This is a genomic window from Streptomyces sp. NBC_01622, from assembly GCF_045209635.1.
In the GTDB taxonomy this organism is placed as follows: Bacteria; Actinomycetota; Actinomycetes; order Streptomycetales; family Streptomycetaceae; genus Streptomyces.
This window is the reverse complement of sequence record NZ_CP109293.1, coordinates 2,144,832-2,169,074: the sequence shown is the minus strand read 5'-3', so window position 1 is coordinate 2,169,074 and position 24,243 is coordinate 2,144,832. Positions and strand designations below refer to the sequence as shown.

19 protein-coding genes are annotated in these 24,243 nt (G+C 70.9%); 15 read left to right on the top strand and 4 right to left on the bottom strand.

Features of this window, described 5'->3' with window-relative positions:
* Window positions 1–28: 28 nt before the first annotated feature.
* From OH768_RS09965 to OH768_RS09940, 6 genes are all read left to right on the top strand, one after another.
* A complete protein-coding gene (locus OH768_RS09965; protein ID WP_406452155.1) occupies window positions 29–892 on the top strand; it encodes an ABC transporter permease in 864 nt (287 codons plus the stop codon).
* 159 nt (window positions 893–1,051) lie between these two features.
* Window positions 1,052–1,429 (top strand): hypothetical protein, encoded by a 378-nt coding sequence (locus OH768_RS09960; protein ID WP_406452153.1) that lies wholly within the window; start codon window positions 1,052–1,054, stop codon window positions 1,427–1,429.
* A 162-nt stretch (window positions 1,430–1,591) separates the two neighbouring features.
* On the top strand, window positions 1,592–5,440 hold the full coding sequence (locus OH768_RS09955; protein WP_406452151.1) for a helix-turn-helix domain-containing protein: 3,849 nt from the start codon (window positions 1,592–1,594) through the stop codon (window positions 5,438–5,440).
* Window positions 5,441–5,595: 155 nt separating this feature from the next.
* Window positions 5,596–6,447 carry an NlpC/P60 family protein gene (locus OH768_RS09950; protein ID WP_406452149.1) on the top strand — a complete coding sequence of 284 codons (852 nt, stop codon included), beginning with the start codon at window positions 5,596–5,598 and terminating at the stop codon, window positions 6,445–6,447.
* Between the two features lie 259 nt (window positions 6,448–6,706).
* Window positions 6,707–8,770, top strand: coding sequence for an elongation factor G (gene fusA / locus OH768_RS09945; protein WP_406452147.1), 2,064 nt, complete (start codon window positions 6,707–6,709; stop codon window positions 8,768–8,770).
* A 584-nt stretch (window positions 8,771–9,354) separates the two neighbouring features.
* Window positions 9,355–9,681, top strand: coding sequence for a putative quinol monooxygenase (locus tag OH768_RS09940; protein ID WP_406452145.1), 327 nt, complete (start codon window positions 9,355–9,357; stop codon window positions 9,679–9,681).
* A 52-nt stretch (window positions 9,682–9,733) separates the two neighbouring features.
* On the opposite strand, the gene OH768_RS09935 is transcribed toward OH768_RS09940, so the two are convergent.
* Complete coding sequence (locus tag OH768_RS09935) at window positions 9,734–11,500, bottom strand: coagulation factor 5/8 type domain-containing protein (RefSeq protein WP_406452143.1); 1,767 nt, start codon at window positions 11,498–11,500, stop codon at window positions 9,734–9,736.
* 210 nt (window positions 11,501–11,710) lie between these two features.
* Here OH768_RS09935 and OH768_RS09930 point away from each other — a divergent pair, with 210 nt between their 5' ends.
* The 6 genes from OH768_RS09930 (at window position 11,711) to OH768_RS09905 (ending at window position 19,261) form a co-directional block, all read left to right on the top strand.
* Window positions 11,711–13,027, top strand: coding sequence for an ABC transporter substrate-binding protein (locus OH768_RS09930; RefSeq protein WP_406452141.1), 1,317 nt, complete (start codon window positions 11,711–11,713; stop codon window positions 13,025–13,027).
* A gap of 8 nt (window positions 13,028–13,035) precedes the next feature.
* A complete protein-coding gene (locus OH768_RS09925) occupies window positions 13,036–14,031 on the top strand; it encodes a carbohydrate ABC transporter permease (protein WP_019073032.1) in 996 nt (331 codons plus the stop codon).
* On the top strand, window positions 14,024–14,884 hold the full coding sequence (locus OH768_RS09920) for a carbohydrate ABC transporter permease (RefSeq protein WP_359609705.1): 861 nt from the start codon (window positions 14,024–14,026) through the stop codon (window positions 14,882–14,884). Before OH768_RS09925 ends, OH768_RS09920 begins: the two co-directional genes overlap by 8 nt.
* 38 nt (window positions 14,885–14,922) lie before the next feature.
* Complete coding sequence (locus OH768_RS09915; protein ID WP_406452138.1) at window positions 14,923–16,281, top strand: GH1 family beta-glucosidase; 1,359 nt, start codon at window positions 14,923–14,925, stop codon at window positions 16,279–16,281.
* Window positions 16,282–16,427: 146 nt separating this feature from the next.
* Entirely contained in the window at window positions 16,428–18,293 is a 1,866-nt protein-coding gene (locus OH768_RS09910; protein ID WP_406452136.1) for a discoidin domain-containing protein, read from the top strand.
* Window positions 18,294–18,418: 125 nt separating this feature from the next.
* A complete protein-coding gene (locus OH768_RS09905) occupies window positions 18,419–19,261 on the top strand; it encodes an alpha/beta fold hydrolase (RefSeq protein ID WP_406452134.1) in 843 nt (280 codons plus the stop codon).
* Here OH768_RS09905 and OH768_RS09900 read toward each other — a convergent pair.
* Both OH768_RS09900 and OH768_RS09895 read right to left on the bottom strand, forming a co-directional pair.
* Complete coding sequence (locus tag OH768_RS09900; protein ID WP_406452132.1) at window positions 19,248–19,640, bottom strand: SCO5389 family protein; 393 nt, start codon at window positions 19,638–19,640, stop codon at window positions 19,248–19,250. The two genes, OH768_RS09905 and OH768_RS09900, sit on opposite strands and share 14 nt — an antisense overlap.
* A 50-nt stretch (window positions 19,641–19,690) precedes the next feature.
* On the bottom strand, window positions 19,691–20,638 hold the full coding sequence (locus tag OH768_RS09895) for an ATP-binding protein (protein ID WP_406452130.1): 948 nt from the start codon (window positions 20,636–20,638) through the stop codon (window positions 19,691–19,693).
* A gap of 277 nt (window positions 20,639–20,915) precedes the next feature.
* Here OH768_RS09895 and OH768_RS09890 point away from each other — a divergent pair, with 277 nt between their 5' ends.
* Together OH768_RS09890 and OH768_RS09885 are read left to right on the top strand one after the other, a co-directional pair.
* Entirely contained in the window at window positions 20,916–21,518 is a 603-nt protein-coding gene (locus OH768_RS09890) for a hypothetical protein (RefSeq protein WP_406452128.1), read from the top strand.
* A gap of 39 nt (window positions 21,519–21,557) precedes the next feature.
* Entirely contained in the window at window positions 21,558–22,301 is a 744-nt protein-coding gene (locus tag OH768_RS09885; RefSeq protein ID WP_406452126.1) for a YcnI family protein, read from the top strand.
* A 67-nt stretch (window positions 22,302–22,368) separates the two neighbouring features.
* Here OH768_RS09885 and OH768_RS09880 read toward each other — a convergent pair whose 3' ends face one another.
* On the bottom strand, window positions 22,369–23,130 hold the full coding sequence (locus OH768_RS09880; protein WP_406452124.1) for a CDP-alcohol phosphatidyltransferase family protein: 762 nt from the start codon (window positions 23,128–23,130) through the stop codon (window positions 22,369–22,371).
* 105 nt (window positions 23,131–23,235) lie between these two features.
* Here OH768_RS09880 and OH768_RS09875 point away from each other — a divergent pair, with 105 nt between their 5' ends.
* Window positions 23,236–24,216 (top strand): zinc-binding alcohol dehydrogenase, encoded by a 981-nt coding sequence (locus OH768_RS09875; protein WP_406452122.1) that lies wholly within the window; start codon window positions 23,236–23,238, stop codon window positions 24,214–24,216.
* Window positions 24,217–24,243: the final 27 nt, after the last annotated feature.

Sequence of the window (24,243 nt, the reverse complement as noted above, 5' to 3'; positions counted from 1 at the left end):
GCCGGCGCGCAACCGGAAGGAGCAGACGATGACGACTGCCACCGAAGCCCCCGAGAGCACCACCGAGACCGCGGTCGCGGCCGGCCGCCGCCGCAGGACCGACGGCCGCCGGCGCGACACCGTCGTCGTGGTGGCCCTGCGCCTCGCGGTGATCGCGCTCTGCCTGGTCCTCTGGCAGGTGATGAGCGGACCCGTCGTCCCGGAGTACGCCGTCAGCAAACCGACCGACGTGTCCCAGGCCCTGTGGAAGCTGCTCGGCTCCTCCTCCGGGTGGACCGACATCAGGGTGACGTCGATCGAGATCGCCGCCGGATTCGCCATCGGCGTGGTCCTCGGCACGGTGATGGGCCTGGTCCTCGGCTCCTTCCCGCTCGCCGGGCGGGTCCTGGAACCCCTGGTCGCCGCCGTCAACGGCATCCCCAAGATCGCCCTCGCCCCGCTCTTCCTGCTGTTCTTCGGCATCGGTCCCTGGTCGAAGATCAACATCGCGGTGACGGGCGTGTCCTTCGTCGTCTTCTACAACGTCTACCTCGGCCTGCGCCTGCGGGAACGCGAACTCGTCGAGATCGTCCAGGTGATGGGCGGCCGACGCCACCACGTCCTCGGCTACGTCACCATCCCCACCCTGGCCGCCCCCTTCTTCGCCGCACTCAAGACCGGCGGCCCCCTCGCCATCCTCGGCGTCATCGGCGGCGAGTTCATCGCCTCCTCCGAGGGCGTCGGCCACGAACTCTTCACCTCGGCCATGAACCTGGACGCCGCGACCGAGTTCGCCGGCCTCATCGTCCTGGTGGTGATGACCCTGATCCTGAACGGCCTCCTGACCCGGCTCGACACCTACGCACTGAAACGGCTCGGGCTCAGCCCCCGGCGACCGGCCCGGCCGCGTTGACCAACCTCGTACGACGTCGCAGGTCACACCGGGTTTCCCGGTCCTCCCCCCGGACGGGCGACGGGCAACCCGTCGACCCCGGCGATCCCCCGGGACAGGCTGATCCCGTCAGCCCGAAGCACGCCCTGCGACCACGCAGGAGACCCATCAGGGGGAAACATGCGCAAGATCATGAGCGCCGCCGCCGCACTCGCGACCGCCGCCACCGCGGTCCTGGCGATGGGCGGCGCCGCCCAGGCCGCACCCGCCGGAAACAGCCCGATCTGGGGATGCCCGTCGGGCGCCGTGTGCATCTACGGCCGGGGAGTGGACCCGGCCGCCAACCCGCACCCGACCGACGTCTACTACAGCTACGGCGCCCACAGCCTGAGCAACCAGGTCGGCTACCACTACGTCGTCAACAACCAGTACGGCGGCGCCTCCGCGAGCCTCTGCAAGAACTACGGCGGGACCAACTGCGTCCTGACCATTCCGCAGGACTACCACAGCAACTACGACCTCACCCCCATCAACTCCATCACCCTCAACCGGCCGTAGCGGATCCCCTCCGGGGGACGACCGCCGGGACCGGTCCACTCCGGTCCCGGCGGTTCCGCGTTCGCCGCTCCGAGTGAATTTCCTGTCTCCCTGTGTGACCCCCGCAGTAACCTGGGCATCCGCCGTCTCACGATCCGGACGGGCCAGTACCAGGGGGACGCCTTGGGGGATCAGCACCACGAACACGCGGGCGCCGACCGGACCGACCACCCGGAAAGCCCCGCGCAGGCCACACTGTCCTTTCCCGCGCAGCTCAGACGACTGCGCCGGGAACGCGGACTGTCCCTTGCCGACCTCGCGCACCGGACGCACTACAGCAAGGGCTATCTCAGCAAGATCGAGACCGGCGTCAAGCGCGCGACCCTCGACGTCGCCCGCCAGTGCGACCACATCCTGCGCGCCGAGGGCGAGTTGCTGCGCCTGGTGGAACAACCGGGCCGGGAGCGGGGCAACGATGTCACCGCGCCCAGCTGCCCCTACCGCGGCCTCGCGGCGTTCACCTCCGAGGACGCGGGCTGGTTCTTCGGCCGGGAGCGGGCCACGGCTGCGCTGGTCGAGCGGGTCTTCCAACGCCTGGGCGGCGGACCGCTGTTGCTGGTCGCCCCGTCCGGCGCCGGCAAGTCCTCCCTGCTCAACGCCGGCCTCGTACCGGCACTCCGCCGCCCCGGCGGCTTCCCGATGCCGGGCGCCGACCGCTGGCCCGTGATCGCCCTCACCCCCACCGCCCGTCCGCTGGACGAACTCCTCGAACGGACGGCGAAGGCCCTCGGCGGCGATCTCGACCTCACCGCACGGCAGTTGGCGGAGAGCCCCGACGTACTCCTGGAGGCGGTCCGCGCCCGCTCGGACAGGCCGCCGCCCGGCCCCGACGGCCGCCGTCCGCCACCGGTCCGGCCGGTGCTGCTGGTCGACCAGTTCGAGGAACTGTTCACCCTCTGCTCCGACGAGCACGAGAGACGGACCTTCGTACGGGTCCTGCGCACGCTGTCCACCGGCCCGGACCCCGCCGTCGTCGTCCTCGGCGTCCGCGCCGACTTCTCCGGACGCTGTCTCGAACTCCCGGAACTCGCCCCGGTGTTCACCGACGGCCTGTTCGTCCTGCTCCCCATGTCCGTCGCGGAACTGCGCGAATCCATCACCCGCCCCGCCGAACTCGCCGGCATCACCCTCGAACCCGGCCTCGTCCCCCTCCTGTTGCGCGACGCCGGCCTGCGCGACGAGACCGGCACCGCAACCCACCCGACCACCCCGGACACCACCCCGTCCGGGGCCCTGCCCCTCGTCTCCCACGCGCTCCTCGCCACCTGGCAGCAACGCGAGGACACCACCCTCACCGTCGCCGGATACGAACGCACCGGAGGCATCCAGGGCGCCATCGCCCGCACCGCCGAGACTGTGTTCGCCCAGCTCTACCCGGCCGAGCAGAAAACCATCCGGCGGATCCTGTCCCGACTCGTCCACGTCTCCGACGAGGGGACCGCGGCGACCCGGCGCCGGGCCAGCCGCAGCGCCCTGATGGAACAACTCGCCGACGCGGACGCCGCGTCGGCCGCCCTCGACGTGTTCGTGCGGGCCCGCCTCATCACCGTGGACCGCGACACCGTCGAGATCACCCACGAAGCCCTGCTGCACGCCTGGCCCCGGCTGCGGGACTGGATCCACGCCGACCGGGCCGGACTCCTCCTGCACCAGCAACTCGCCCACGCCGCCGCCGAATGGGAGCGCGAGCACCGCGACCCGTCCGCCCTCTACCGGGGCACCCGTCTCGACACCGTCCGCGCCTGGGCCGACGAACTCGACGGCCGCAGCCGCCTCGGCCCCCGCGAAGAGGCCTTCCTGCGCGCCAGCCAGGCCGAGGAGGACACCCGGGCGCAGCTGGCGAGGCGTCAGATCCGGTTCCGGCAGGCCCTGTTCGCAACCCTCGCCGTCCTCCTCGGCCTCGCCGTCACCGCCGGCGGCCTCGCCTACCAGCAGCGCGCGAGCGCCCTCGACCAGGAACGCGTCGCCCGCTCCCAGGCCCTCGCCGTCCAGTCCACCTCCCTGGCCGGCGGCCGGCCCGAGGCGTCGATGCTGCTCGCCGAGGAGGCCTACCGCACCGACGCCACCCCCGAGGCGCGCGGAGCCCTGCTGAGCACCCAGGCCCAGGCCTTCTCCGCCCGCCTCGTCGGCCGGTACGGCCCGGTCAACGCGGTCGCCTTCACCCCCGACGGCACGCTGCTGGCCACGGCCGGCGCGCATGGAGCGGTCCAACTGCGCCGGACGAGCGACCACCGTACGACCGCCACGCTCCCCGTTCCCGGTCGCGTGCGGTCCGTCGCCTTCAGCCCCGACGGGACCGTGCTCGCGGCAACGTCCTCGGACGGGCCGGTCCGGATCTGGGGCACCGCCGACCACCGGCTGCGGACCCTGCTCCCGGCCGGCACCAGGGGCGCCCGCGCGCTCGCCTTCGACCCGCGCGGCCGTACGCTCGCGATCGCCGCCGACGACGGAACGGTCCAACTCTGGGACACCGAGGGCAGCCACCCGTCCGGGGTCCGGCTCGTCGGGCACACCGGACGGGTCAACACGCTGGCCTACGCCCGCGACGGACGGACCCTCGCCTCGGGCGGCTCCGACCGGACCGTGCGCCTGTGGGACACCGACCGGGCCCGCTCCCTGGCCGTCCTCAGGGGGCACACCGACGAAGTGCTCGGGGTGGCGTTCGCACCGGACGGGCGGAGCGTGGCCTCCGGGGGCGTCGACCGGACCGTACGGCTGTGGGACGTGGCCTCGCACCGGGCCACCGCGACCCTGACCGGACACAGCGACGACGTCAACGCCGTCGCCTACACGCCCGACAGCGCCACCGTCGTCAGCGCGGGCGGCGACGGCACGACCCGGCTGTGGGACGTGCGCACCGGACGGACGGCCGCGATCCTCACCGGGCACACCGACTACGTGATGTCCGTCGCCGTGAACTCCACCGGGACGACGCTGGCCACCGGCGGGTTCGACCAGTCCGTGGTGCTGTGGGACCTGCGCGGCCCGGTGCTGACACCGCGCCCCTTCACCGAGGTCTCGCAGTCCGCGTACAGCCCGGACGGAAGACTCCTCGCGACCGCCGACGCGGACCACACCGTACGGCTGTGGGACGTGGCCCGGCGCCGGGTCGTGACGACGTTCACCGGCCACCGCGAGAGCGTCTTCTCGGTGGCGTTCGCGCCGGACGGCCGCACCCTCGCGTCGGCCGGCTCCGACGGCACGATCCGGCTCTGGAACGTTCCAGCCCGGCACACGCTCGCCACCCTCACCGGGCACACCGGGGACGTCTTCTCGGTGGCGTTCGCGCCGGACGGCCGCACCCTCGCCTCCGCGGGCGCCGACCGCACGATCCGCCTCTGGGACGTGCCGACCCACCGACAACTCGCCGTCCTGGACGGCCACACGGACTCCGTCAACGACATCACGTTCAGCCCCGACGGCCGCACCCTGGCCAGCGCGGGCGACGACCTGACCGTACGGCTGTGGGACACGGCCACGCACCGCCGGCTCGCCACCTTCACCGGACACACCGGCGCCGTCAGGGGCGTGGCCTTCAGCCCCGAGGGCAACACCCTCGCGAGCGGCGGCAACGACGGCGCCGTCCGGCTGTGGGACGTCCGCCACCGCCGGCTCGCGGCCTCCCTGAGCGGCCACACCGGATCGGTGCGCGGCATCGCCTTCTCACCGGACGGCCGCCTCCTCGCCAGCAGCGGCAGCGACCGTACGGTCCGCCTGTGGGACGTGTCCGGGCGGCGGCCGTGGGCCACGCTCACCGGGCACACCAACGCGGTGTGGGGCGTCGTGTTCGCCCCGGACGGGCGGACCCTCGCGAGCAGCAGCAACGACGGCACCGTCCGCCTGTGGGACCTGGACCCCGGCACGCGCCTCGCCCGGATCTGCCGGCTGCGCAAGGCACTTGGCCCGCGGGAGCGCGGCGAGCTGATGCCGGGACTGCCCGTGTCCCGCGCCTCCGGCTGTGCGAAGCCGTGAGTGCGAAGCATCAAGTGCCGCTGGTGGGAGGAGGTTTCCCAAGGGTTTCCCGTTGCCCTTCGGGCTGGGGTGCGGCCGGATTCTCGACCGGCCGGGCCGGGCTCGGCAGGCTGGGCGACAACCACTCACGGACCACAGAAAACGGGGGACCCGGCATGCTCCGGCGGACCGGAATCATCGGCACACTCATCGGGGTCTTCGCCCTCCTGCTCTGGACACCCGCGGCCGTCGCCGCCCCGGCCGCCCCGGCGGCGAGCGGCTGCGGAGTCCTCGCCCCCGGCGGCTCGGCCGCCGCCGAGCGCGCGATCGCCGCCGCCTGCGCCCAGGTCGACGCGGGCACCTGGTACACATGGGGCGGCGGCCACGGCGACCGGCCCGGCGCCACCTACGGCCAGGTCGACCCCACCGACCCGGCCAGCGAACACGACCCCGAGCGGCTCGGCTTCGACTGCTCGGGCCTGGTCCGCTACGCCTACGCGCAGTCCGCCGGCTCCGACATCCTCAACGGCGACGCGAGCCGGCAGTACTACACCCCCCGCGCGGCCGCCCGCTTCACCGCCGCCCAGGGAACGGCCCCGCTGCTCCCCGGCGACCTGCTCGCCTACGGCACCTCGGTGGACCTGCACCACATCGCGATCTACCTCGGCGCGGGCAGGATGGTCGAGGCGAAGCAGTCCGGCACGCATCTGATGGTCAGTGATGTCCGCCTGGGCGGCGACTACTTCGGCGCCGTCCGTGTCAACACCGGTGCCGTCACCGGGCATGTCTTCCAGACCTGGGGCACCGGCGTCTGGACCAAGACGGCCCCCTCCGTCAGTGCCGGCCGCGTCTACGCCTTCCCCGACGCGACCAGCATCCGCGTCGAGTGCCAGAAGCACGCCGAGGTCGTCACCTCCGACGGCTACACCAACGACGCCTGGGCCTATCTGCCCGACTACAAGGCCTGGATGACCAACATCTACATCAAGGGCCCGGCCTGGCTCGACGGGGTACCCACCTGCGCCTGACCGCCCGCCCCCGATAAATCCCGTGCCCCACCACCCCGGGCTTCCCTACACTCGCCACAACCGTCGACGAGTGAGGGGAGCCCGCCGTGCGTGACCGCACCGCCGTGATGCTCCTGTCCTCGTCCCTCCGGTACCCGCCGCGCGGCCGGTACCGGACACCCGTGACGAGCATCTGAGCATCTGACTACACGTCAACTCTCTTTCCTCGTACGGGAATCGCGCCGCCCTGCACGGAATCACTCTCGAAAGGCCACGGGCCGTGCGCACCGAACGCCCTGTCACCAACCCGCTCACCGCCGTCCGCAACCTGGGCATCCTCGCCCATGTCGACGCCGGCAAGACCACCGTCACCGAGCGGTTCCTCTACCTCACCGGCACCACGCACAGGCGCGGCGAGGTCCACGACGGCACCACCGTCACCGACTTCGACCCCCAGGAACGCGACCGCGGCATCACCATCTTCGCCGCGGCCGTCAGCTGCGCCTGGGACGGCCACCGCGTCAACCTGATCGACACGCCGGGACACGTCGACTTCGCCGACGAGGTGGAGCGCTCGCTGCGCGTCCTCGACGGCGCGATCGCGGTCTTCGACGCCGTCGCGGGCGTGGAGCCGCAGAGCGAGTCGGTGTGGCGCCAGGCCGACCGGTACGGCGTGCCGCGCATCGCGTTCGTCAACAAGCTGGACCGCGCGGGCGCCGACCTCGACACGGCCGTCGACTCCATCCGGGAACGGCTCCATCCGGCGCCGCTGGTGGTGCAGTTGCCGATCGGCACGGAGGACGGCTTCACCGGAGTCGTCGACCTGCTGCGCCTGCGGGCGCTGGTGTGGGCGGACGCGGATGGTCCGGTGGCCGAAGTCCCGGTGCCGGAAGGCCTGTTGGCGCAGGCGCGGCGGCGTCGGCGGCTGCTGGAGGAGGCGGTGGCGGAACTGCATCCGGGCGCGCTGGAGGAGTTCTGTGCCGAATCCACCCTGTCCGCAGGGACGTTGAGCACGGCACTGCGCGACCTGACCCGCACCGGCGAGGGTGTGGTCGTGCTGTGCGGCTCGGCCTACCGCAACCGGGGCATCGAACCGCTGCTGGACGCCGTGGTGGCGTATCTGCCCTCGCCCTTGGACGTGCCCCCGGTACGGGGAACGTACGACGGCGGCGAACAGGAGCGGGCGGCCGACCCTCAAGTGCCCCTCTGCGCACTGGCGTTCAAGGTGAGTGCGGCGGGGACCGGGCGGCTGACGTATCTGCGGATCTATTCGGGCACGATCGAGAGGGGGGACACGGTGTGGGATCCGGGCACGCGGCGCACCGAGCGGATCGGGCGCATCCTGCGGGTGCAGGCCGACCGGCACGAACGGCTGGAGCGGGCGGTCGCCGGGGACATCGTCGCCGTGGCCGGACTCAAGTCCGTGCGCGCCGGCTCGACCCTGTGCGCGCCCGACGCCCCGCTCGTCCTCGAACCGCCCGCGGTCGCCGACCCGGTGGTCTCCGTGGCGGTCGAGGCGCGCCGCAGCACCGACACCGACCGGCTGGCGTCGGCCCTCGCCCGGCTCGCCGAGGAGGACCCCTCGCTGGTCGTGCGCACCGACGCCGAGACCGGCCAGACGGTCCTGTCCGGCATGGGCGAACTGCACCTGGAGGTCGCGGTGGAGAAGATCCGCCTGGCCACCGGGGTCGAGGTCGGCGTCGGCCGTCCCCGGGTGGCCTATCGGGAGACGGTGGTGCGCGGGGTGTCCGGGTTCGTGTTCCGGCACGTCAAACAGGACGGCGGCGCGGGCCAGTTCGCGCACGTCGTACTGGACGTGGAACCGCTCGACGGCACCGGCTCGGGCTTCGAGTTCCGCTCGGCGGTCGTCGGCGGGCGGGTGCCGCAGGAGTACGTCCGCTCGGTGGAGGCCGGCTGCCGGGACGCCCTCGCCGAGGGGCCGGTCGGCGGGTTCCCGGTGACCGGGCTGCGCGTCACGCTGACCGACGGGGCGACCCATGTGAAGGACTCCTCGGAGCAGGCGTTCCGCACGGCCGGCCGCCTCGGCCTGCGCGAGGCCCTGCGCGCCTGTACGACGGTCCTCCTCGAACCGGTCGCCGAGGTCACGGTCACCGTGCCCGGCGACGCGGTCGGCGGCGTCCTCGGCGACCTGGCCGCCCGCCGCGGCCGGGTCACCGGCTCGACGACCCGCACGGGCTCCGCGCTCGTCACGGCGACCGTGCCCCTGGCCGAACTCTTCGGCTACGCGACGAGGTTGCGCAGCCGCACCCAGGGCCGGGGCACGTTCACGGCCCGGCCGACGGGGTACGCACGGGTGCCGGGCGGAGTGGCGATGGCCCGGTAGCGGCGTATGGGCGGAGGCGTCTCCATGCGGGGCGCCTTCCGCCGCCGGTCGCTGGGGCCGTTCCCCGCGCGGGTGACGGAGTGCGTGCCGGTGGGGTGCGGGGCAATGGCCCGGCAGCGGTGCCCGGGCGGGAGGTGTCCCGGTCCGGGGCGCCTCCCGCTTCCCGTTCCCAGGTCTCGGGAAGGCGGGCCTGGGGTGAACTCGCCGCCCATGCACGGTGGTTGTGCATTCGGCTGTGGGCCGGGCACGCCCCGACGCGGGACGCGGTGCGCCGCAGGTGTCGGAACGTGGGCTTGGACGACACCTGTCCGTACGTCGAACTCGCGGGTCGGGCAGGGCGGTTGCGCGGCAGCGGCAGCGGCAGTCGGAGACGGAGCCGGAGACGGAGACGGAGGCGGGGTCCGAGGGACGTTCCTCGGACCCCGACGGGGTGTGCGCCGGCGCCGGGCGCGGTAGTGAACCGCCCGGTGCACGTTCCCGTAGGGGAGGTGTCCACGGTGGGGCACCTCCCGCCGCCTGCCCGTGGGAGGCACGCTCGGGTCGGCACGTTTCCGCGTGCCGACCCGACAACCGAGGAGCACCGCATGATCTTCATCGCCGTACGGTTCCCCGTCCGCCCCGAGTACCGCGACGAATGGCTGGACCGGGTCGCCGACTTCACCGCCGCGACCCGGGCCGAGCCCGGCAACCTGTTCTTCGAGTGGTCGCTCGACGCGGTCGACCCGAACCGCTTCGTCCTGCTGGAGGCGTTCGCCTCCCCGGAGGCCGGCGCAGCCCACGTCGGCTCCGAGCACTTCAAGGCGGCGATCGCGTGGATGCCGGACGTCGTCGCCGCGACGCCCGACATCATCAACGTCGAGACGGAGGGCGGGGGTTGGTCGCCGATGGCGGAGATCACGCCACGGGGGTGACGGTGGCGGGTGCGGACCGGAGGGGGAGCTCCGGCCCGCACCCACCACGACCTCAGGGGTACGACACCACCGTGGACGGGATCGTCGACGTGCCCGAAGTCGCCGCCCCCGTCTCGTTGATGACGTGTTCGTACTGGCCCTGCCCGCCGAGCGAGACGACCAGCAGGTCGTGGAACTTCACACCCGACCGGTTCGGCGCGGCGAAGCCGTTGTGCTGCACGATCGTCGGGGCGACGTTGTAGTAGCAGTAACTGCCCAGGCCCCAGCCCTCGTGCACGGTCACGTTGTCACCGACCTTGTAGGCCGCGTACCCCTTGATCGAGCCGTTCTGGATGGCCGCCTGGTTCGGGGCGTCGTACGCCTTCTCGTTCTGGAAGAAGATCGTGCGGCCCCGCTCGCCGTTCCACTGCACGTCGTACTTGTTGAAGTGCTCCACGAACAGGCCGGTGGTGAGCACGTCGGCGCCGTTGACGACGAGGCCGTAGTCGGCCCGGTTGGTGTCCCAGCCGATGCCCGTGCCGTGGTCGGCGCGCCAGAGCCAGGTGTGGTCGACGATGGTGTGCCGGTTGTTGATGACCATGCTGGTGGTGGCCTTGCCCGCGCCGGCGCCGCCGATGCGGACGAACACGTCCTGGACGGTGGTCGGGTTGGCGGAGTGGTCCGTCGTCGTGCCCGAAGGGCCCACTTCCAGCAGGGTGTTGGAGTTGACCGTGCCCGCGTCGATCAGGAAGCCCGCGAGTCGTACGCCGTCGACGTCGGCGGTCTTGAGGGCCGTGACTCCGTTGTCGGGGACCAGAGTTGCGTAACCCAGGCCCAGGACAACGGTGTTGGCGCGGTTCACCTGGATCGGCTGGTCGAGGTGGTAGATGCCCGGCGTCAGCAGGAGGTGGAGTCCCTGGGTGAGCGCCTGGTTGAGGGTGGCGGCCGTGACGCCGGGCTTGGCGACGTAGAACTGCGACAGCGACAGCGAGGTGCCGCGCGGGGTGCCGTTGCCCCAGGTCACGCCACTCGCGTTGGTGCGCTTCTCGGGGAGGAAGACGCGGTACTCGGTGCCGTTGAGGTAGAGGAAGGGCTTCTCGCGGGAGACGGGTGTCGTGGCGAGGGTGGTGTACACCGGGTTCGGGAAGCCCTGCGCGGGGGCGCCCTGCACGCCGGAGAAGACCATGTTCCAGACGCCGTTGAGCCAGCTGCCGATCACGCTGTCCCGGGTGTACCACTGCTGCTGCGAGTACGGCTGGACCTGGCCGTCGATCCGGCTGTCGGCGATGTAGCCGCCGCTGGCCCAACCGTAGCCGTTGGGCGCGAGGTTGAGGCTGCCGCGCACGTGCATACGACGGAAGGGGGCCGCCTGAGCCACGGCCCACCTGTTGGTTCCGCTGACGGGGACGAGCGCGAGGTTCTCCGCCGAACGCCAGAAGTTCTGGGTGGCGTTGCCGTTGAACCAGCCCGCGTCGACCGTGACGTCGCCGTTGATGGTGGTGTCGTCGGGGGAGAGGCCGAGGCCCGCGATCGAGGTGTAGAAACCGAGCTGTGCGTTGAGCCCGGAGTAGGTGCCGGGCTTGAAGAAGAAGGCGTAGCGGCCGGTGCCGAACTGGGCCGTCTCCTGCTGGGCGAAGACCTGGTCCAGCTTGGCCTGGATGCCGGCCGTCGACGGGTCGAAGACGATGACGTTCGGACCGAGGTCGCCGCCGCCGGGCAGGGCGAGTGGCTTGTTCGCGGCGGGAGTTGCGGGGGTGGCGGAGGCAGTTGCGGGCAGCCCGGCCAGGGCGGACACAGCAGCGGCTGCGCCGAGGACGGTTCTGCGGGGAACTGAAGACATGTCGCGGCTCTCCTTGTTCATGAAATGAACGCCGGTGGGGTTGGGAGCGCTCTCTCGCGGGGGAATGCTTCAGGTCCGTGAACGCGGCCGTCAAGAGGTACGACCGAGTTCGACGAGTGGCGTCCAAACTCTTGACGCCTTTGGCTTCCGAGGTTTAACTCACGTCCTAAATTAAGTCGTGAGTGCATTCCCTGAAGGGACACCCGGAGTATGCGCAGCATCCGAGCCGCGGCCGTAGGCGCCGTCACCATGTCAATCGCCCTGGCGGCCACGGCCTGCGGAGGCGGTTCGTCCACGGGTGGGGGATCCAACGACTCGCCCAAGACCCTCACCTACTGGGCCTCCAACCAGGGCGCCAGCATCGCGATCGACAAGAAGGTCCTGCAGCCCGAGCTCGACAGGTTCAAGAAGCAGACCGGCATCACGGTGAAGCTGGAGGTCGTGCCCTGGTCCGACCTGCTCAACCGCATCCTGACCGCGACGACTTCCGGCCAGGGCCCCGACGTCCTGAACATAGGCAACACCTGGAGCGCCTCCCTCCAGGCCACCGGAGCCTTCCTGCCGTGGAACGCGGCCAACTTCGCGAAGATCGGCGGCAAGGACCGCTTCGTCGACTCCGCGCTCGGCTCCACGGGCGCCACCGGCAAGGACCCGGCCGCCGTCCCGCTGTACTCGATGGCCTACGCGCTCTACTACAACAAGCAGATCTTCGCCGACGCGGGCATCTCCCAACCCCCGGCCACCTGGGCCGAGTTGGTCGCCGACGGAAAGAAGATCGAGGCGAAGGGCAAGCAGGCGCTGGGTGCCGAGGGCGCCAACGTCTCCGAGAACATCCACCACACCTTCGTCTTCGCCAAGCAGCACGGCGCCGACTTCTTCACCGCCGACGGCAAGGCCGACTTCACCAATGACGGTGTGGTGACCGCCGTCAAGCAGTACGTCGACCTGATGGCCAAGGACAAGGTCATCCCGGTCGGCAACGCCGAGTACGCGCAGAACCAGTCCGTCAGCGACTTCGCCAAGGGCAAGACGGCGATGCTGATGTGGCAGTCCGCGTCCGCCAACCTCAAGTCGCAGGGCATGAGCGACAGCGCGTACGGCATCGCCCCGATACCCGTGCAGTCCGGCACCCCGGGCACCGGCGCGCAGACCAACTCGATGGTGGCCGGCATCAACCTGGCCGTCTTCAAGAACACCGACAACCTCGACGGCTCCACCAAGTTCGTGAAGTTCATGACGAGCGACGCCGAGCAGAAGATCCTCAACACCGCCTACAGCTCCATCCCGCCGGTGAAGGCCGCGCAGGAGGACACCGCGTTCAACACCCCGGCGAACTCCGTCCTGAAGAACACCCTCGCCACCAGCGCCGCCGCCCTGCCGCAGGTCGCCGACGAGTCGCAGTTCGAGACGGCGGTCGGTACGGCCGTCAAGAACCTGTTCGCCGACGCCGCCGCCGGACGCGCGGTCACCACGGCCTCCGTCAAGGCGGAGCTCGAAAAGGCCCAGCAGCAGATGCCGGCGAAGTGAGTGCGACTGTGACGAGCACTGTCACCCCGGAGGCCGCCGTGCGGAAGAACCCTTCCGACCCGGCGGCCCCCGGCCCGCGCCGGCGGCGCGGCGAACGGATCCGCCGTATCGGACTGCCGTATCTGCTGCTTCTGCCCGCGCTGGTCCTCGAACTCCTGGTCCACCTGGTGCCGATGGTGATCGGCATCGTCATGAGCTTCAAGGAGCTCACCCAGTTCTACATCCGCGACTGGGGCACCGCGCCCTGGTCCGGCTTCGACAACTACAAGGTGTCGGTGGACTTCGACGCCCCCGTGGGCAAGGCGCTCCTCCACTCCTTCTTCGTCACCGTCGGCTTCACGCTGCTCTCGGTCGGCTTCTGCTGGCTGATCGGCACGGTCGCCGCGATCTACATGCAGGACACGTTCCGCGGCCGGGGCTTTCTGAGAGCGCTCTTTCTGATCCCGTACGCGCTGCCGGTCTACGCGGCCGTCATCACCTGGGTGTTCATGTTCCAGCACGACAACGGCCTGGTGAACCACGTCCTGCACGACCAGCTGCACCTCACCGACAAGCCGTCGTTCTGGCTGATCGGCGACAACAGCTTCTACGCGCTGCTGATCGTCTCGGTGTGGAAGGGCTGGCCGTTCGCCTTCCTCATCGTGATGGCGGGCCTGCAGAACATCCCCAAGGAGCTGTACGAGGCGGCGTCGATCGACGGCGCAGGACGCCTGCAGCAGATCCGCCGCATCACCCTGCCGTCACTGCGCCCGGTCAACCAGGTGCTGGTCCTGGTGCTGTTCCTGTGGACGTTCAACGACTTCAACACGCCGTACGTCCTGTTCGGCAGGTCGGCCCCCGAGGCCGCGGACCTCATCTCGGTGCACATCTACCAGGCGTCGTTCGTCACCTGGAACTTCGGCACCGGCTCGGCGATGTCGGTCCTGCTGCTCCTGTTCCTGCTCGTCGTCACCGGCGTGTATCTCGTGTTCACCTCACGCGGACGGAAAACCGCCGATGTCTAGCCCCACCTCGCCCATGGCCCCGCCCCGCTCCTTCGTCTGGTCGCGGCGGATCTTCCTCACCCTGCTCACCGGCTTCGTCCTGGTGCCGGTGTACGTCATGCTCTCCAGCTCCCTGAAACCGCTCTCGGACGTCACGGGCAAGTTCCGCTGGCTGCCGAGCGGGCTCACGATCCGCCCGTACATCGACATCTGGTCGACGGTCCCGCTCGCGAAGTACTTCATGAACTCGCTGATCGTGTCCGTCGCCGCGACGGTCTGCTCGGTGGTCATCGCGGTCTTCGCCGCATACGCCGTCAGCCGCTACGAGTTCCGCGGCAAACGCGTCTTCACGGTCACCGTCCTGTCGACGCAGATGTTCCCGGGCATCCTCTTCCTGCTCCCGCTGTTCCTCCTCTACGTCAACATCGGCAACGCCACGGGCATCGCCCTGTTCGGCTCGCGCGGCGGCCTGATCCTGACGTATCTGACCTTCTCGCTGCCCTTCTCCATCTGGATGCTGATCGGCTACTTCGACTCCGTCCCGAAGGACCTGGACGAGGCGGCGCTGGTGGACGGCTGCGGTCCGCTCGGCGCGCTGCTGCGGGTCGTCGTACCGGCCGCGATCCCCGGCATCGTCGCGGTCGCCGTCTACGCCTTCATGACCGCGTGGGGCGAGGTCCTCTTCGCCTCCGTCATGACCAACGACTCCACCCGCACCCTTGCAGTCGGACTCCAGGGCTACTCCACGCTCAACGACGTGTACTGGAACCAGATCATGGCCGCCTCGCTGGTCGTCAGCGTGCCCGTGGTCGCCGGCTTCCTGCTGCTGCAGCGCTATCTCGTCGCCGGACTGACGGCGGGCGCCGTCAAGTGACCCACCCGACCAACTCCGCTGACCGTAAAGGGACTTCAGTGACCATCGACTTCGCCGCACTCCCGCACGACTTCCTGTGGGGCACGGCCACCGCGGCGTACCAGATCGAGGGAGCCGTCGCCGAGGACGGGCGTTCGCCGTCGATCTGGGACACCTTCTCGCACACCCCCGGCAAGATCGACAACGACGACAACGGCGACGTCGCCTGCGACCACTACCACCGCTGGCGCGAGGACATCGGCCTGATGCGCCAACTCGGCGCCAACGCCTACCGGTTGTCGATCGCCTGGCCCCGGGTGCTCCCCGGCGGCGACGGCCCGGTGAACCCCAAGGGCCTCGCGTTCTACGACGAGTTGGTGGACGGACTCCTGGAAGCGGGCATCACCCCGTCCGTCACCCTCTACCACTGGGACCTGCCCCAGGCGCTCCAGGACCGCGGCGGCTGGCCCGAGCGCGCCACCGCCGAGCACTTCGCCGCGTACGCCTCGGTCGTCGCCGAACGCCTCGGCGACCGCGTCACCCACTGGACGACCCTCAACGAGCCTTCCTGCTCGGCCTGGATCGGCCACCTGGAAGGCAAGATGGCACCGGGTTGGACCGATCTGACGGCCGCCGTCCGCGCCTCCTACCACCTGCTCCTCGGCCACGGCCTCGCCGCCCGGGCGATCCGCGCCGCCGCCCCGAACGCCCAGGTCGGCATCGTCAACAACCTCTCCACGGTGTACCCCGCCAGCGACCGCGACGAGGACGTCCAAGCGGCCCGCCGACAGGACGGCCATGTCAACCGCTGGTGGCTCGACCCGGTGCACGGCCGCGGCTTCCCCGCCGACATGGTGGAGACCTACGGCGTCGAACTCCCGGAACAGCCCGGCGACTTGGCGACCATCGCCGCCCCGCTGGACTGGCTCGGCCTGAACTACTACTTCCCGGCGACCGTCGCCGACGACCCCACCGGCCCCGCGCCCTACACCCGCGCCGTACGCCGCCTCGGCGTCCCGCGCACCGGCATGGACTGGGAGATCGACGCCTCCGGCATCGAGACCCTGCTGCTGCGCCTCACCGAGGAGTACGACCCGCGCCGGATCTACGTCACCGAGAACGGCTCCGCGTTCCCCGACGTCGTACGCCCCGACGGGACCGTCGACGACCCGGAGCGCCAGGACTACCTGGTCCAGCACCTCGCCGCGTGCGCCTCGGCGGCCCGCAAGGGCGCCCCGCTGGCCGGCTACTTCGCCTGGTCGCTGCTCGACAACTTCGAGTGGGCGTACGGCTACGAGAAGCGGTTCGGACTGGTCCACGTCGACTACGACACCCAGGTCCGCACGATCAAGGGCTCCGGCCACCGGTACGCGGAGATCATCCGCGACCACCGCAGCCGGGCCCGGCGCGCGGCCTGACCGAGACCGCCCCGGTGGGTGCGGGCGGGGGAGCCCGCGCCCACCGGGGCACCATCACCCCCATCAGCCCCATCGGTCCCGTGAATGTCATGTGCACGTCAGCACGAGCACCCCCAGAAGGAGATCCGCCCCTCAAGGAGACCCGCATGCCAACCCGCACCCTGCTCACGGCGCTCACCGCGCTGACCCTGCTCTTCGCCACCCCGGCCCTCGCCGCCCCCGCCCCGCAGGCCGCCGTCGCGGCGACCTGGGACACCGACCGCGCGGCAGCCGCCTACGCCGCGAACCCGGCCGCCGTCACCGCCTCCGGCAGCGAGAACGCCGGCACCACCCCCGGCCTCGCCTTCGACGGCGACGGCGCCACCCGCTGGTCCAGCAACTTCGCCGACGACGCCTGGATCCGCCTCGACCTCGGCACCACCCTCCGCGTCGACCGCGTCACCCTCGACTGGGAGACGGCCTACGGCAAGAGATACGTCCTGGAGATCTCCAAGAATGGCACCGACTGGACGCCGTTCTACACGGAGACGGCGGGCACCGGCGGCTCGGTCACCACGAGCACGTACCCCCAGGAGGTGACGGGCCGTTACATCCGACTGCGCGGCCTGGAACGGGCCACGCCCTACGGCTACTCGCTCTATTCCTTCAAGGTCTACGGCGGCGAACCGGCCCCCGCGTCCACGACCCGCACCAACCTCGCCCTGAACCACCCCGCGTACTCCAACTACTACCAGCACAACGGCAATTCACCGGCGTACGTCACCGACGGCGGCTGGCCCGCCAATCTCAAGGACGACGCGACGCGCTGGTCCAGCGACTGGAACGCCGACCGCTGGGTCTCGGTCGACCTCGGCGCGACCTCGACGATCGACACGGTCGACTTCTACTGGGAATCCGCCTACGCCGTCGACTACTTGCTCCAGGTCTCGGACGACAACACCACCTGGCGCACGGTCTACGAACCCTCCGCCGCAGACATCGCGGCCCGCCGCGCGAACGTCCAGGCCCCCGCCGACGCGACGGGCCGCCACGACACGGTGACCCTGCCCCAGCCGGTCACCGGCCGCTATGTCCGCATGCTCGGCAAGGAACGCCGCTCCTTCTACAACCCGGCCCCCTCCACGGCCCAATTCGGCTACTCGCTCTACGAGTTCCAGGTCTGGGGCACCGGCGGCAACGCGACGGCGGCCTACCCGGCCCTCCCCGGCGACCGGTCGGGCACGTACCAGACGACGTTCTTCGACGACTTCACCTCCGCCGCCCTGGACCGCTCCAAGTGGCGGGTCGTGCGAACCGGCACGGAGATGGGCCCGGTCAACGGCGAGTCCCAGGCGTACGTCGACTCGACGGACAACGTCCGCACGCAGAACGGTGAGTTGATCCTCGCGGCGAAGTACTGCAAGGGCTGCGCCCAGGCGGGCGGCGGCACCTACGACTTCACATCGGGCCGCATCGACACCAACACCAAGTTCGACTTCACGTACGGCAAGGTCAGCGCCCGCATGAAGCTCCCGGTCGGCGACGGATTCTGGCCCGCCTTCTGGCTGCTCGGCAGCAACGTCGACAACCCGTCCGTGTCCTGGCCGGCCTCCGGCGAGACCGACATCATGGAGAACATCGGCTACGCGAACTGGACCAGCACCTCGCTGCACGGTCCCGGCTACTCCGCCGACGGCAACATCGGCGCCCGCCAGACCTTCCCGAACGCCGGCACGATCGACCAGTGGCACACGTACGCCGTCGAATGGACGCCGACCGCGATGCGCTTCTACGTCGACGACAACCTCGTCCAGGAGACCACCCGCAACAAACTCGAATCCACGCGCGGGCAGTGGGTCTTCGACCACAACCAGTACGTCATCCTCAACCTCGCCCTGGGCGGCGCGTATCCGGCCGGCTGGAACCAGGTGACCACGCCGTACTGGGGGCTGCCGCAGTCGAGCGTCGACAAGGTGGCGGCCGGGGGAGTGCAAGCGGAGGTGGACTGGGTGCGGGTCGAGCAGAAGAAGTGACAGCTGGGCCGGTCCGGAGCGCGGAACCGGACCGGCCCGTTCGCCCTACGGCAATCCGGTGGCCGGACGCACCGCGCCCCGGAATCGGGTTGCCGCACATCCGGCCCCCTGACACGCTCACGCCCATGCCGACCTTCACCGCCCCCGACGGAACCCGCCTCGCCGCGCACGCCTCCGGCGACGGCCCGCCCCTGGTCTGCCTGCCCGGCGGACCGATGCGGGACTCCGCCTATCTCGGCACCCTCGGCGGCCTGACAGCCCACCGGCGGCTGATCCGGCTGGACCTCCGGGGCACGGGCGCGTCGGAGGTGCCGCGGGACCCGGCGTCGTACCGCTGCGACCGTCTCGTGGACGACGTCGAGGCCCTGCGCGAACACCTCGGCCTGGACCGGATCGACCTGCTCGCGCACTCGGCCGGTGCGAACCTGGCCGCGCTGTACACGGCCCGTCACCTCGACCGGGTGGCCAGGCTGACCCTGGTCACCCCCAGCGTCTACGCGGTCGGCATTCAGATCTCGGCCGAGAACCGGCTCCAGGTCGCGCGGCTGCGCGGGTCCGAACCGTGGTTCGGACCCGCGTTCGCCGCCCTGGAGGAGATCACCGCCGGCCGGGCCACCCCCGGCTCCTGGCAGGCCATCTCGCCCTTCGCCCACGCCCGTTGGGACGAAACGGCACGAGCCTTCGAGGAGGCCGACGCGAAGGAGAAGAACGCGGAGGCCGCGGCCGTCTACGCCGCAGAAGGCGCCTTCAGCCCGGCCGACACCCGCGCGGCGCTGGCCGGCTTCACCTCCCCGGTGCGCGTTCTCGCCGGGGAGTTCGACATCTCCGCTCCGTCGCATGTGATGGCCCGGTACGCGGAACTGTTCCCGAACGCCGAGTTCGTGATCCAGCCCGGCGCCGGACACATGCCGTGGCTGGACGACGCCGAGCGGTTCGTCGCGCTGGTGCTGCCGGTCAGCAGTCCCTGAACTCCGGTGACTGGTTCAGTACTTGGGACCGCAGCGAAGTGAACTTGGCATAGGTCTCGCCGTCCCGCGCCGTCGGCCGGAACGCCGCCACCCGGTGGCAGTTCTGGAAGGCCAGGGCCACCCCGAAGTGGCGCTCCAGGCTGCCCCGGATCGCGTCGCTGGCCAACGCCCGCAGGAGTTGACCGCGTTCCTTCTCGGACGGCGGCGGGGTCTGGTTGTCGGTGAACTCCGCCGTGCCGTCGTGGAGTTCGGCGGCGAGGCCGGCGACGAGGACGTAGGCGTACGGCAGGGATGTGCGGACCGTGTCCACGAAGTCCGCCTCGCGGAGGGTGCCGTGCTCGGCTTCGGCGAGGAGCTTCGGGGAGACGTCGAGAGACATGAAAAGGGGTGTCCTGTCGGGTAGTCGGGAGTGATGGGGTGGGGTGGTCGTCAGGTCAGTGCGGGCGGGCCGGGTACGTAGCCCGGGTCCACCTGGGCGGCCAGGTCCAGCCCTGTCACCCGGTCCGCCCACGCCCGCGCGTTGCGCAGATGGAACTCGACGGCGTGACGGTGCAGGGTCGGCCAGTCCCGGGGGCAGGAGTCCACGGCCTCGCGCAGCAGACGCAGGGCGTGCACGTTGTGCGGCTCCAACTCGCCCTGCGTCCGGCCCTGTTCGGCGGCGCGGACGGCGGGGGAGTGGACCAGGTGGGTCAACAGGTCGTCGCCCACCTCCTGTTTGAGGAAGAGCAGGTCGTCCTCGCCGGTCACCTTGTTGCCGATCACGGCGAGCCGGATCCCGAACTCCCGTGCGTGGTCTCGGTACTGGCGGTAGACGGAGACGCCCTTGCGGGTGGGTTCGGCCACCAGGAAGGTGAGGTCGAAGCGGGTGAACAGGCCGGAGGCGAAGGCGTCGGCTCCCGCCGTCATGTCGACCACCACGTACTCGCCGGGGGTGTCGACGAGGTGGTTCAAGTACAGCTCCACCGCTCCGAGTTTGGAGTGGTAGCAGGCGACCCCGAGGTCGCTCTCCGTGAACTCGCCCGTCGCCATCAGCGGTACGTCACCCGCACGGACCACGTGCCGGGCGTGCACCTCGTCGTCGCCGAGCAGGCGCAGCAGGCGTGATCCGCGCCCCGGCGGGGTGGTCTTGATCATGGCCTCGGGGGAGGCGATGCGCGGGTTGGTGCCGCGCAGGAAGTCCTTGAGCTCGGTCAGGCGGTCGGCCAGGGGTGGGGCGGTGTCCGGTTCGGTACCGGGGGCCAGTGCCTCGGCCAGGTGCTGGTTGATGTCGCCGTCGATGGCGAGCACGGGGGCGCCGGAGTGGGCCAGTCGGCGGGCGAAGAGGGCCGACAGCGTGGTCTTGCCGCTGCCGCCCTTGCCGACGAACGCGACGCGCACTACCGGTCCGCTGCTTTCGTGGTTTTGAAAACGAATGTCATGTGGCTAGTTTTTAGGGGTCGGCCGCAGGTCTGTCAAATCGGGAGCGGCCAACAGGGGTGGCTGCCGTACCGGCCGCCGAATCCCCGTAAATCGGCGCATGCCCGCAGGAGTCTGCCCACCCGGACTGAACGCCCCACGCGTCACCGCCGTACCAAGCCATGAACCAGATATGAGCTGCCCCCTAAACAGCCATCGACGGCAACGGCGGCAGCGGCCCGTGGGAGGATCCGTCACCATGAGCGCATCCCCGGCGGTACGGAGCCTGCGTGCCGCGGTGTTCGCCGCGGTGTGTGTGCTGCTGGCTGCCGCCGGACACGGGCTCGCCACCGGCGCGACGCCCCCGCTGTGGGCGGACGGCGCCGGGTTCCTCGTCGTGTTCGGCATGGGGTTCCTGCTCGGCGGGCGGGAGCGGTCCCTGCCTGGCATCGGTGCCGCCATGCTCGCCACCCAGGCGGGCCTGCACCTCGGCTTCGACCTCGCGCGGCCCCGGGCCGGGATGGCGATGGCGGGGATGGCGCACATGTCGGGGGACACCATGGACCCCATGCGGCAGACGCAGGCGATGACCCCGCACGCCGTGGCCGCGCATGTCGTCGCCGCCCTCGTCGCGGCCTGGTGGCTGCGGCGCGGGGAGGCCGCGCTGTGGTCGCTGCTGCGCTGGGCCGTCGCCTTCGTACCCGGACTGGTGGCCTGGTGGCGGGACGCCCCCGCACCCCTGCCCGCGCGCACGGTGGGTCCCGGACGCACCGGCGCCGACGCGGCCCCCTTCCGTCAGCTCCTCCTGCGGCACGCGGTCAGCCGCAGAGGGCCACCGGACCCGATCCCGTACCCGGTCTGACCAGCCAACTTCCCTTTCCCGTACGGAGATCACCTCACCATGTCCGCATACCGCACCACCCTGCGCCGCGCAGGCACCGTCGCCGCGCTCGCCACCGCCGGAGTCCTGGCCGCCGCCGGCGTCGCCTCCGCGCACGTCACCGTCCACCCCGACAGCTACGCCAAGGGAGCCACGGACGGCGTGCTGACCTTCCGCGTCCCCAACGAGGAGGACAAGGCCTCCACCACCAAGGTCCAGGTCTATCTGCCCACCGACCACCCCGTCCTCGGCGTGCTGGTCACCCCGCAGAACGGCTGGACCGCGAAGGTCACCACCAGCAAGCTCAAGACGCCGGTCAAGACCGACGACGGCACCATCACCGACGCCGTCTCCGAGATCACCTGGACCGGCGGGAAGATCGGCGCCGGACAGTTCGAGGACTTCAACGTCGCCTTCGGCCAACTGCCCGAGGACACCGACCAGTTGACGTTCAAGACGCTCCAGACCTACTCGGACGGCAATGTCGTGCGCTGGATCGAGGAGGCCGCGGCGGGCGCCGACGAGCCGGAGAACCCGGCGCCCGTCCTCAAGCTCACCGCCAAGGCGAGCGAGGACGGCGACGGGACCCCGGCCGCCTCGGCCTCGGCGGCGGCCACCGCAACGAAGACGACGTCCGCCTCCTCGTCGAGTTCCAGCAGCGACTCGACCGCCCGCGGTCTCGGCATCGCGGGGCTGATCGTGGGCGTGCTCGGCCTCGCGGCAGGGGCGTTCGCGATCGTACGCAGCCGGTCCCCGCAGTCGTAGAGCACATGCCGTAGCACGCCGAAGGGCCCGGATCACCAGTGATCCGGGCCCTTCGGCGCAACCGTCCCTACTGCGAGACCAGTTCCAGCAGCTTCTCCTCCACCGGAACCTCCTCGATGCGGGAGGTGCGCCACAGCCACAGGATGTCGCGGCCGAAGGACCACATCAGCGTGCCCAGCGCGAGCACCACCACGGAGAGGTTGGCCGTGTGCGGCAGCAGGTCCGAGCCCGCCAGCAGCAGAAGGATGCCCTGGGTGGCGGCGACCGTCTTGCGGGCGGTGCTCGGCGGCAGCGGGGCGTTGAGCCACAGCCAGACGCGGGCGGCGGCCACGAACACGTAGCGCATGGCGCCGATCAGCAGGACCCACGGGCCGAGCTGCGTCGACACGTACACGCTCAGGACGAGGATCAGGAACGCGTCGACCTCCATGTCGAAGCGCGCGCCCAGCGCGGTGGAGGTGCCGGTGCGCCGGGCGACCTTGCCGTCGACGCCGTCCAGGATCAGGGCCACCGCCGTCAGTCCGACCAGCAGGGTGACCGGGGGCGAGCTCTCGAAGGAGTCCGCGACCAGCGCGGTCACCCCGCCGACCAGGATGGCGCGGCCGAGCGTGACCCGGTTGGCCGGGCCGAACGACCGCGTCCGGGTCTTGTGCAGGGCCTGGGAGAGCACGGCCCAGGTGGCGATCGCGAACGCCAGGCCGGTCAGCCAGCCCGCCGGGCCCATCCCGATCGCCGTACCGAGCAACGCCAGCAACAGGATCTGAACGCCCGCTCCCACAGCGGTCTCCTGCTGGACCAGCCTTGCTTCGTATGTGTTGTTCAGGGCCACCGCACACCCTCCGGCCATATGACAGAGTCGATCAACGCCGCGTACTGTGCGCGGCCTGTGGTTACCCGTACGTGAACAGCTTCCCGATCGTTCAGGAGGAATCCGATGAAGCGCACCGCGAGGGCGTTCTGGGTCGGCTCTCCGGGTCACGGCGAGATACGTGACGTGACCCTTCCGGACCCCGCCGAGGACGAGGTGCTGGTCCGTTCCCTCTGGTCGGGCGTGAGCCGCGGCACCGAGACCCTGGTCTTCCGCGGAGGCGTCCCCGAGAGCCAGCACGCGACCATGCGGGCCCCCTTCCAGGACGGCGACTTCCCGGGCCCGGTCAAGTACGGCTACCTCAACGTCGGAGTGGTGGAGGAGGGCCCGGCCGCGCTGCTCGGCCGTACCGTCTTCTGCCTCTATCCGCACCAGACGCGCTACGTCGTCCCCGCGAGCGCCGTGACACCGGTGCCGGACTCGGTGCCGGCCGGGCGGGCCGTCCTCGCCGGGACCGTGGAGACCGCCGTCAACGCCCTGTGGGACGCGAGGCCGCTGATCGGCGACCGGATCGCGGTGGTCGGCGGCGGGATGGTCGGGTGTTCGGTGGCCGCGCTGCTGGCCCGCTTCCCGGGCGTGCGCGTCCAGTTGGTGGACGCCGACCCGGCGCGCGCGAAGACCGCCGAGGCCCTGGGCGTCGGCTTCGCGCTCCCGGCGGACGCGCTCGGCGACCGCGACCTCGTCGTCCACGCCAGCGCCACCGAACAGGGCCTCGCCCGCGCGCTGGAACTCCTCGCTCCCGAGGGCACCGTCCTCGAACTGAGCTGGTACGGCGACCGGAAGGTGAGCCTCCCGCTCGGCGAGGCCTTCCACTCCCGCCGTCTGGTCATCCGCAGCAGCCAGGTCGGCACCGTCTCCCCGAACCGGGCCGACCGCAGTTACGCCGACCGGCTCGCCCTCGCCCTCGACCTCCTCGCCGACCCCGCCCTCGACGCGTTGGTCACCGGGGAGAGCGACTTCGAGGAGCTGCCGGACCTGCTGCCGAGGCTCGCCTCCGGGGAGATTCCGGCCCTGTGTCACCGGGTCCGATACGCCGACATCGGTTGAGAATCGTTCAATCCGCTACGACAAGAG

Bases quoted from the DNA above. Each gene is read 5' to 3' on its own strand.
- OH768_RS09905 (WP_406452134.1), top strand. From the start codon at position 18,419: ATGCCGACCTTCACCGCCCCCGACGGAACCCGCCTCGCCGCGCACGCC.
- OH768_RS09890 (WP_406452128.1), top strand. From the start codon at position 20,916: ATGAGCGCATCCCCGGCGGTACGGAGCCTGCGTGCCGCGGTGTTCGCC.
- OH768_RS09885 (WP_406452126.1), top strand. From the start codon at position 21,558: ATGTCCGCATACCGCACCACCCTGCGCCGCGCAGGCACCGTCGCCGCG.
- OH768_RS09920 (WP_359609705.1), top strand. From the start codon at position 14,024: ATGTCTAGCCCCACCTCGCCCATGGCCCCGCCCCGCTCCTTCGTCTGG.
- OH768_RS09910 (WP_406452136.1), top strand. From the start codon at position 16,428: ATGCCAACCCGCACCCTGCTCACGGCGCTCACCGCGCTGACCCTGCTC.
- OH768_RS09930 (WP_406452141.1), top strand. From the start codon at position 11,711: ATGCGCAGCATCCGAGCCGCGGCCGTAGGCGCCGTCACCATGTCAATC.
- OH768_RS09875 (WP_406452122.1), top strand. From the start codon at position 23,236: ATGAAGCGCACCGCGAGGGCGTTCTGGGTCGGCTCTCCGGGTCACGGC.
- OH768_RS09950 (WP_406452149.1), top strand. From the start codon at position 5,596: ATGCTCCGGCGGACCGGAATCATCGGCACACTCATCGGGGTCTTCGCC.
- OH768_RS09900 (WP_406452132.1), bottom strand. From the start codon at position 19,640: ATGTCTCTCGACGTCTCCCCGAAGCTCCTCGCCGAAGCCGAGCACGGC.
- OH768_RS09940 (WP_406452145.1), top strand. From the start codon at position 9,355: ATGATCTTCATCGCCGTACGGTTCCCCGTCCGCCCCGAGTACCGCGAC.
- OH768_RS09965 (WP_406452155.1), top strand. From the start codon at position 29: ATGACGACTGCCACCGAAGCCCCCGAGAGCACCACCGAGACCGCGGTC.
- OH768_RS09960 (WP_406452153.1), top strand. From the start codon at position 1,052: ATGCGCAAGATCATGAGCGCCGCCGCCGCACTCGCGACCGCCGCCACC.
- OH768_RS09935 (WP_406452143.1), bottom strand. From the start codon at position 11,500: ATGTCTTCAGTTCCCCGCAGAACCGTCCTCGGCGCAGCCGCTGCTGTG.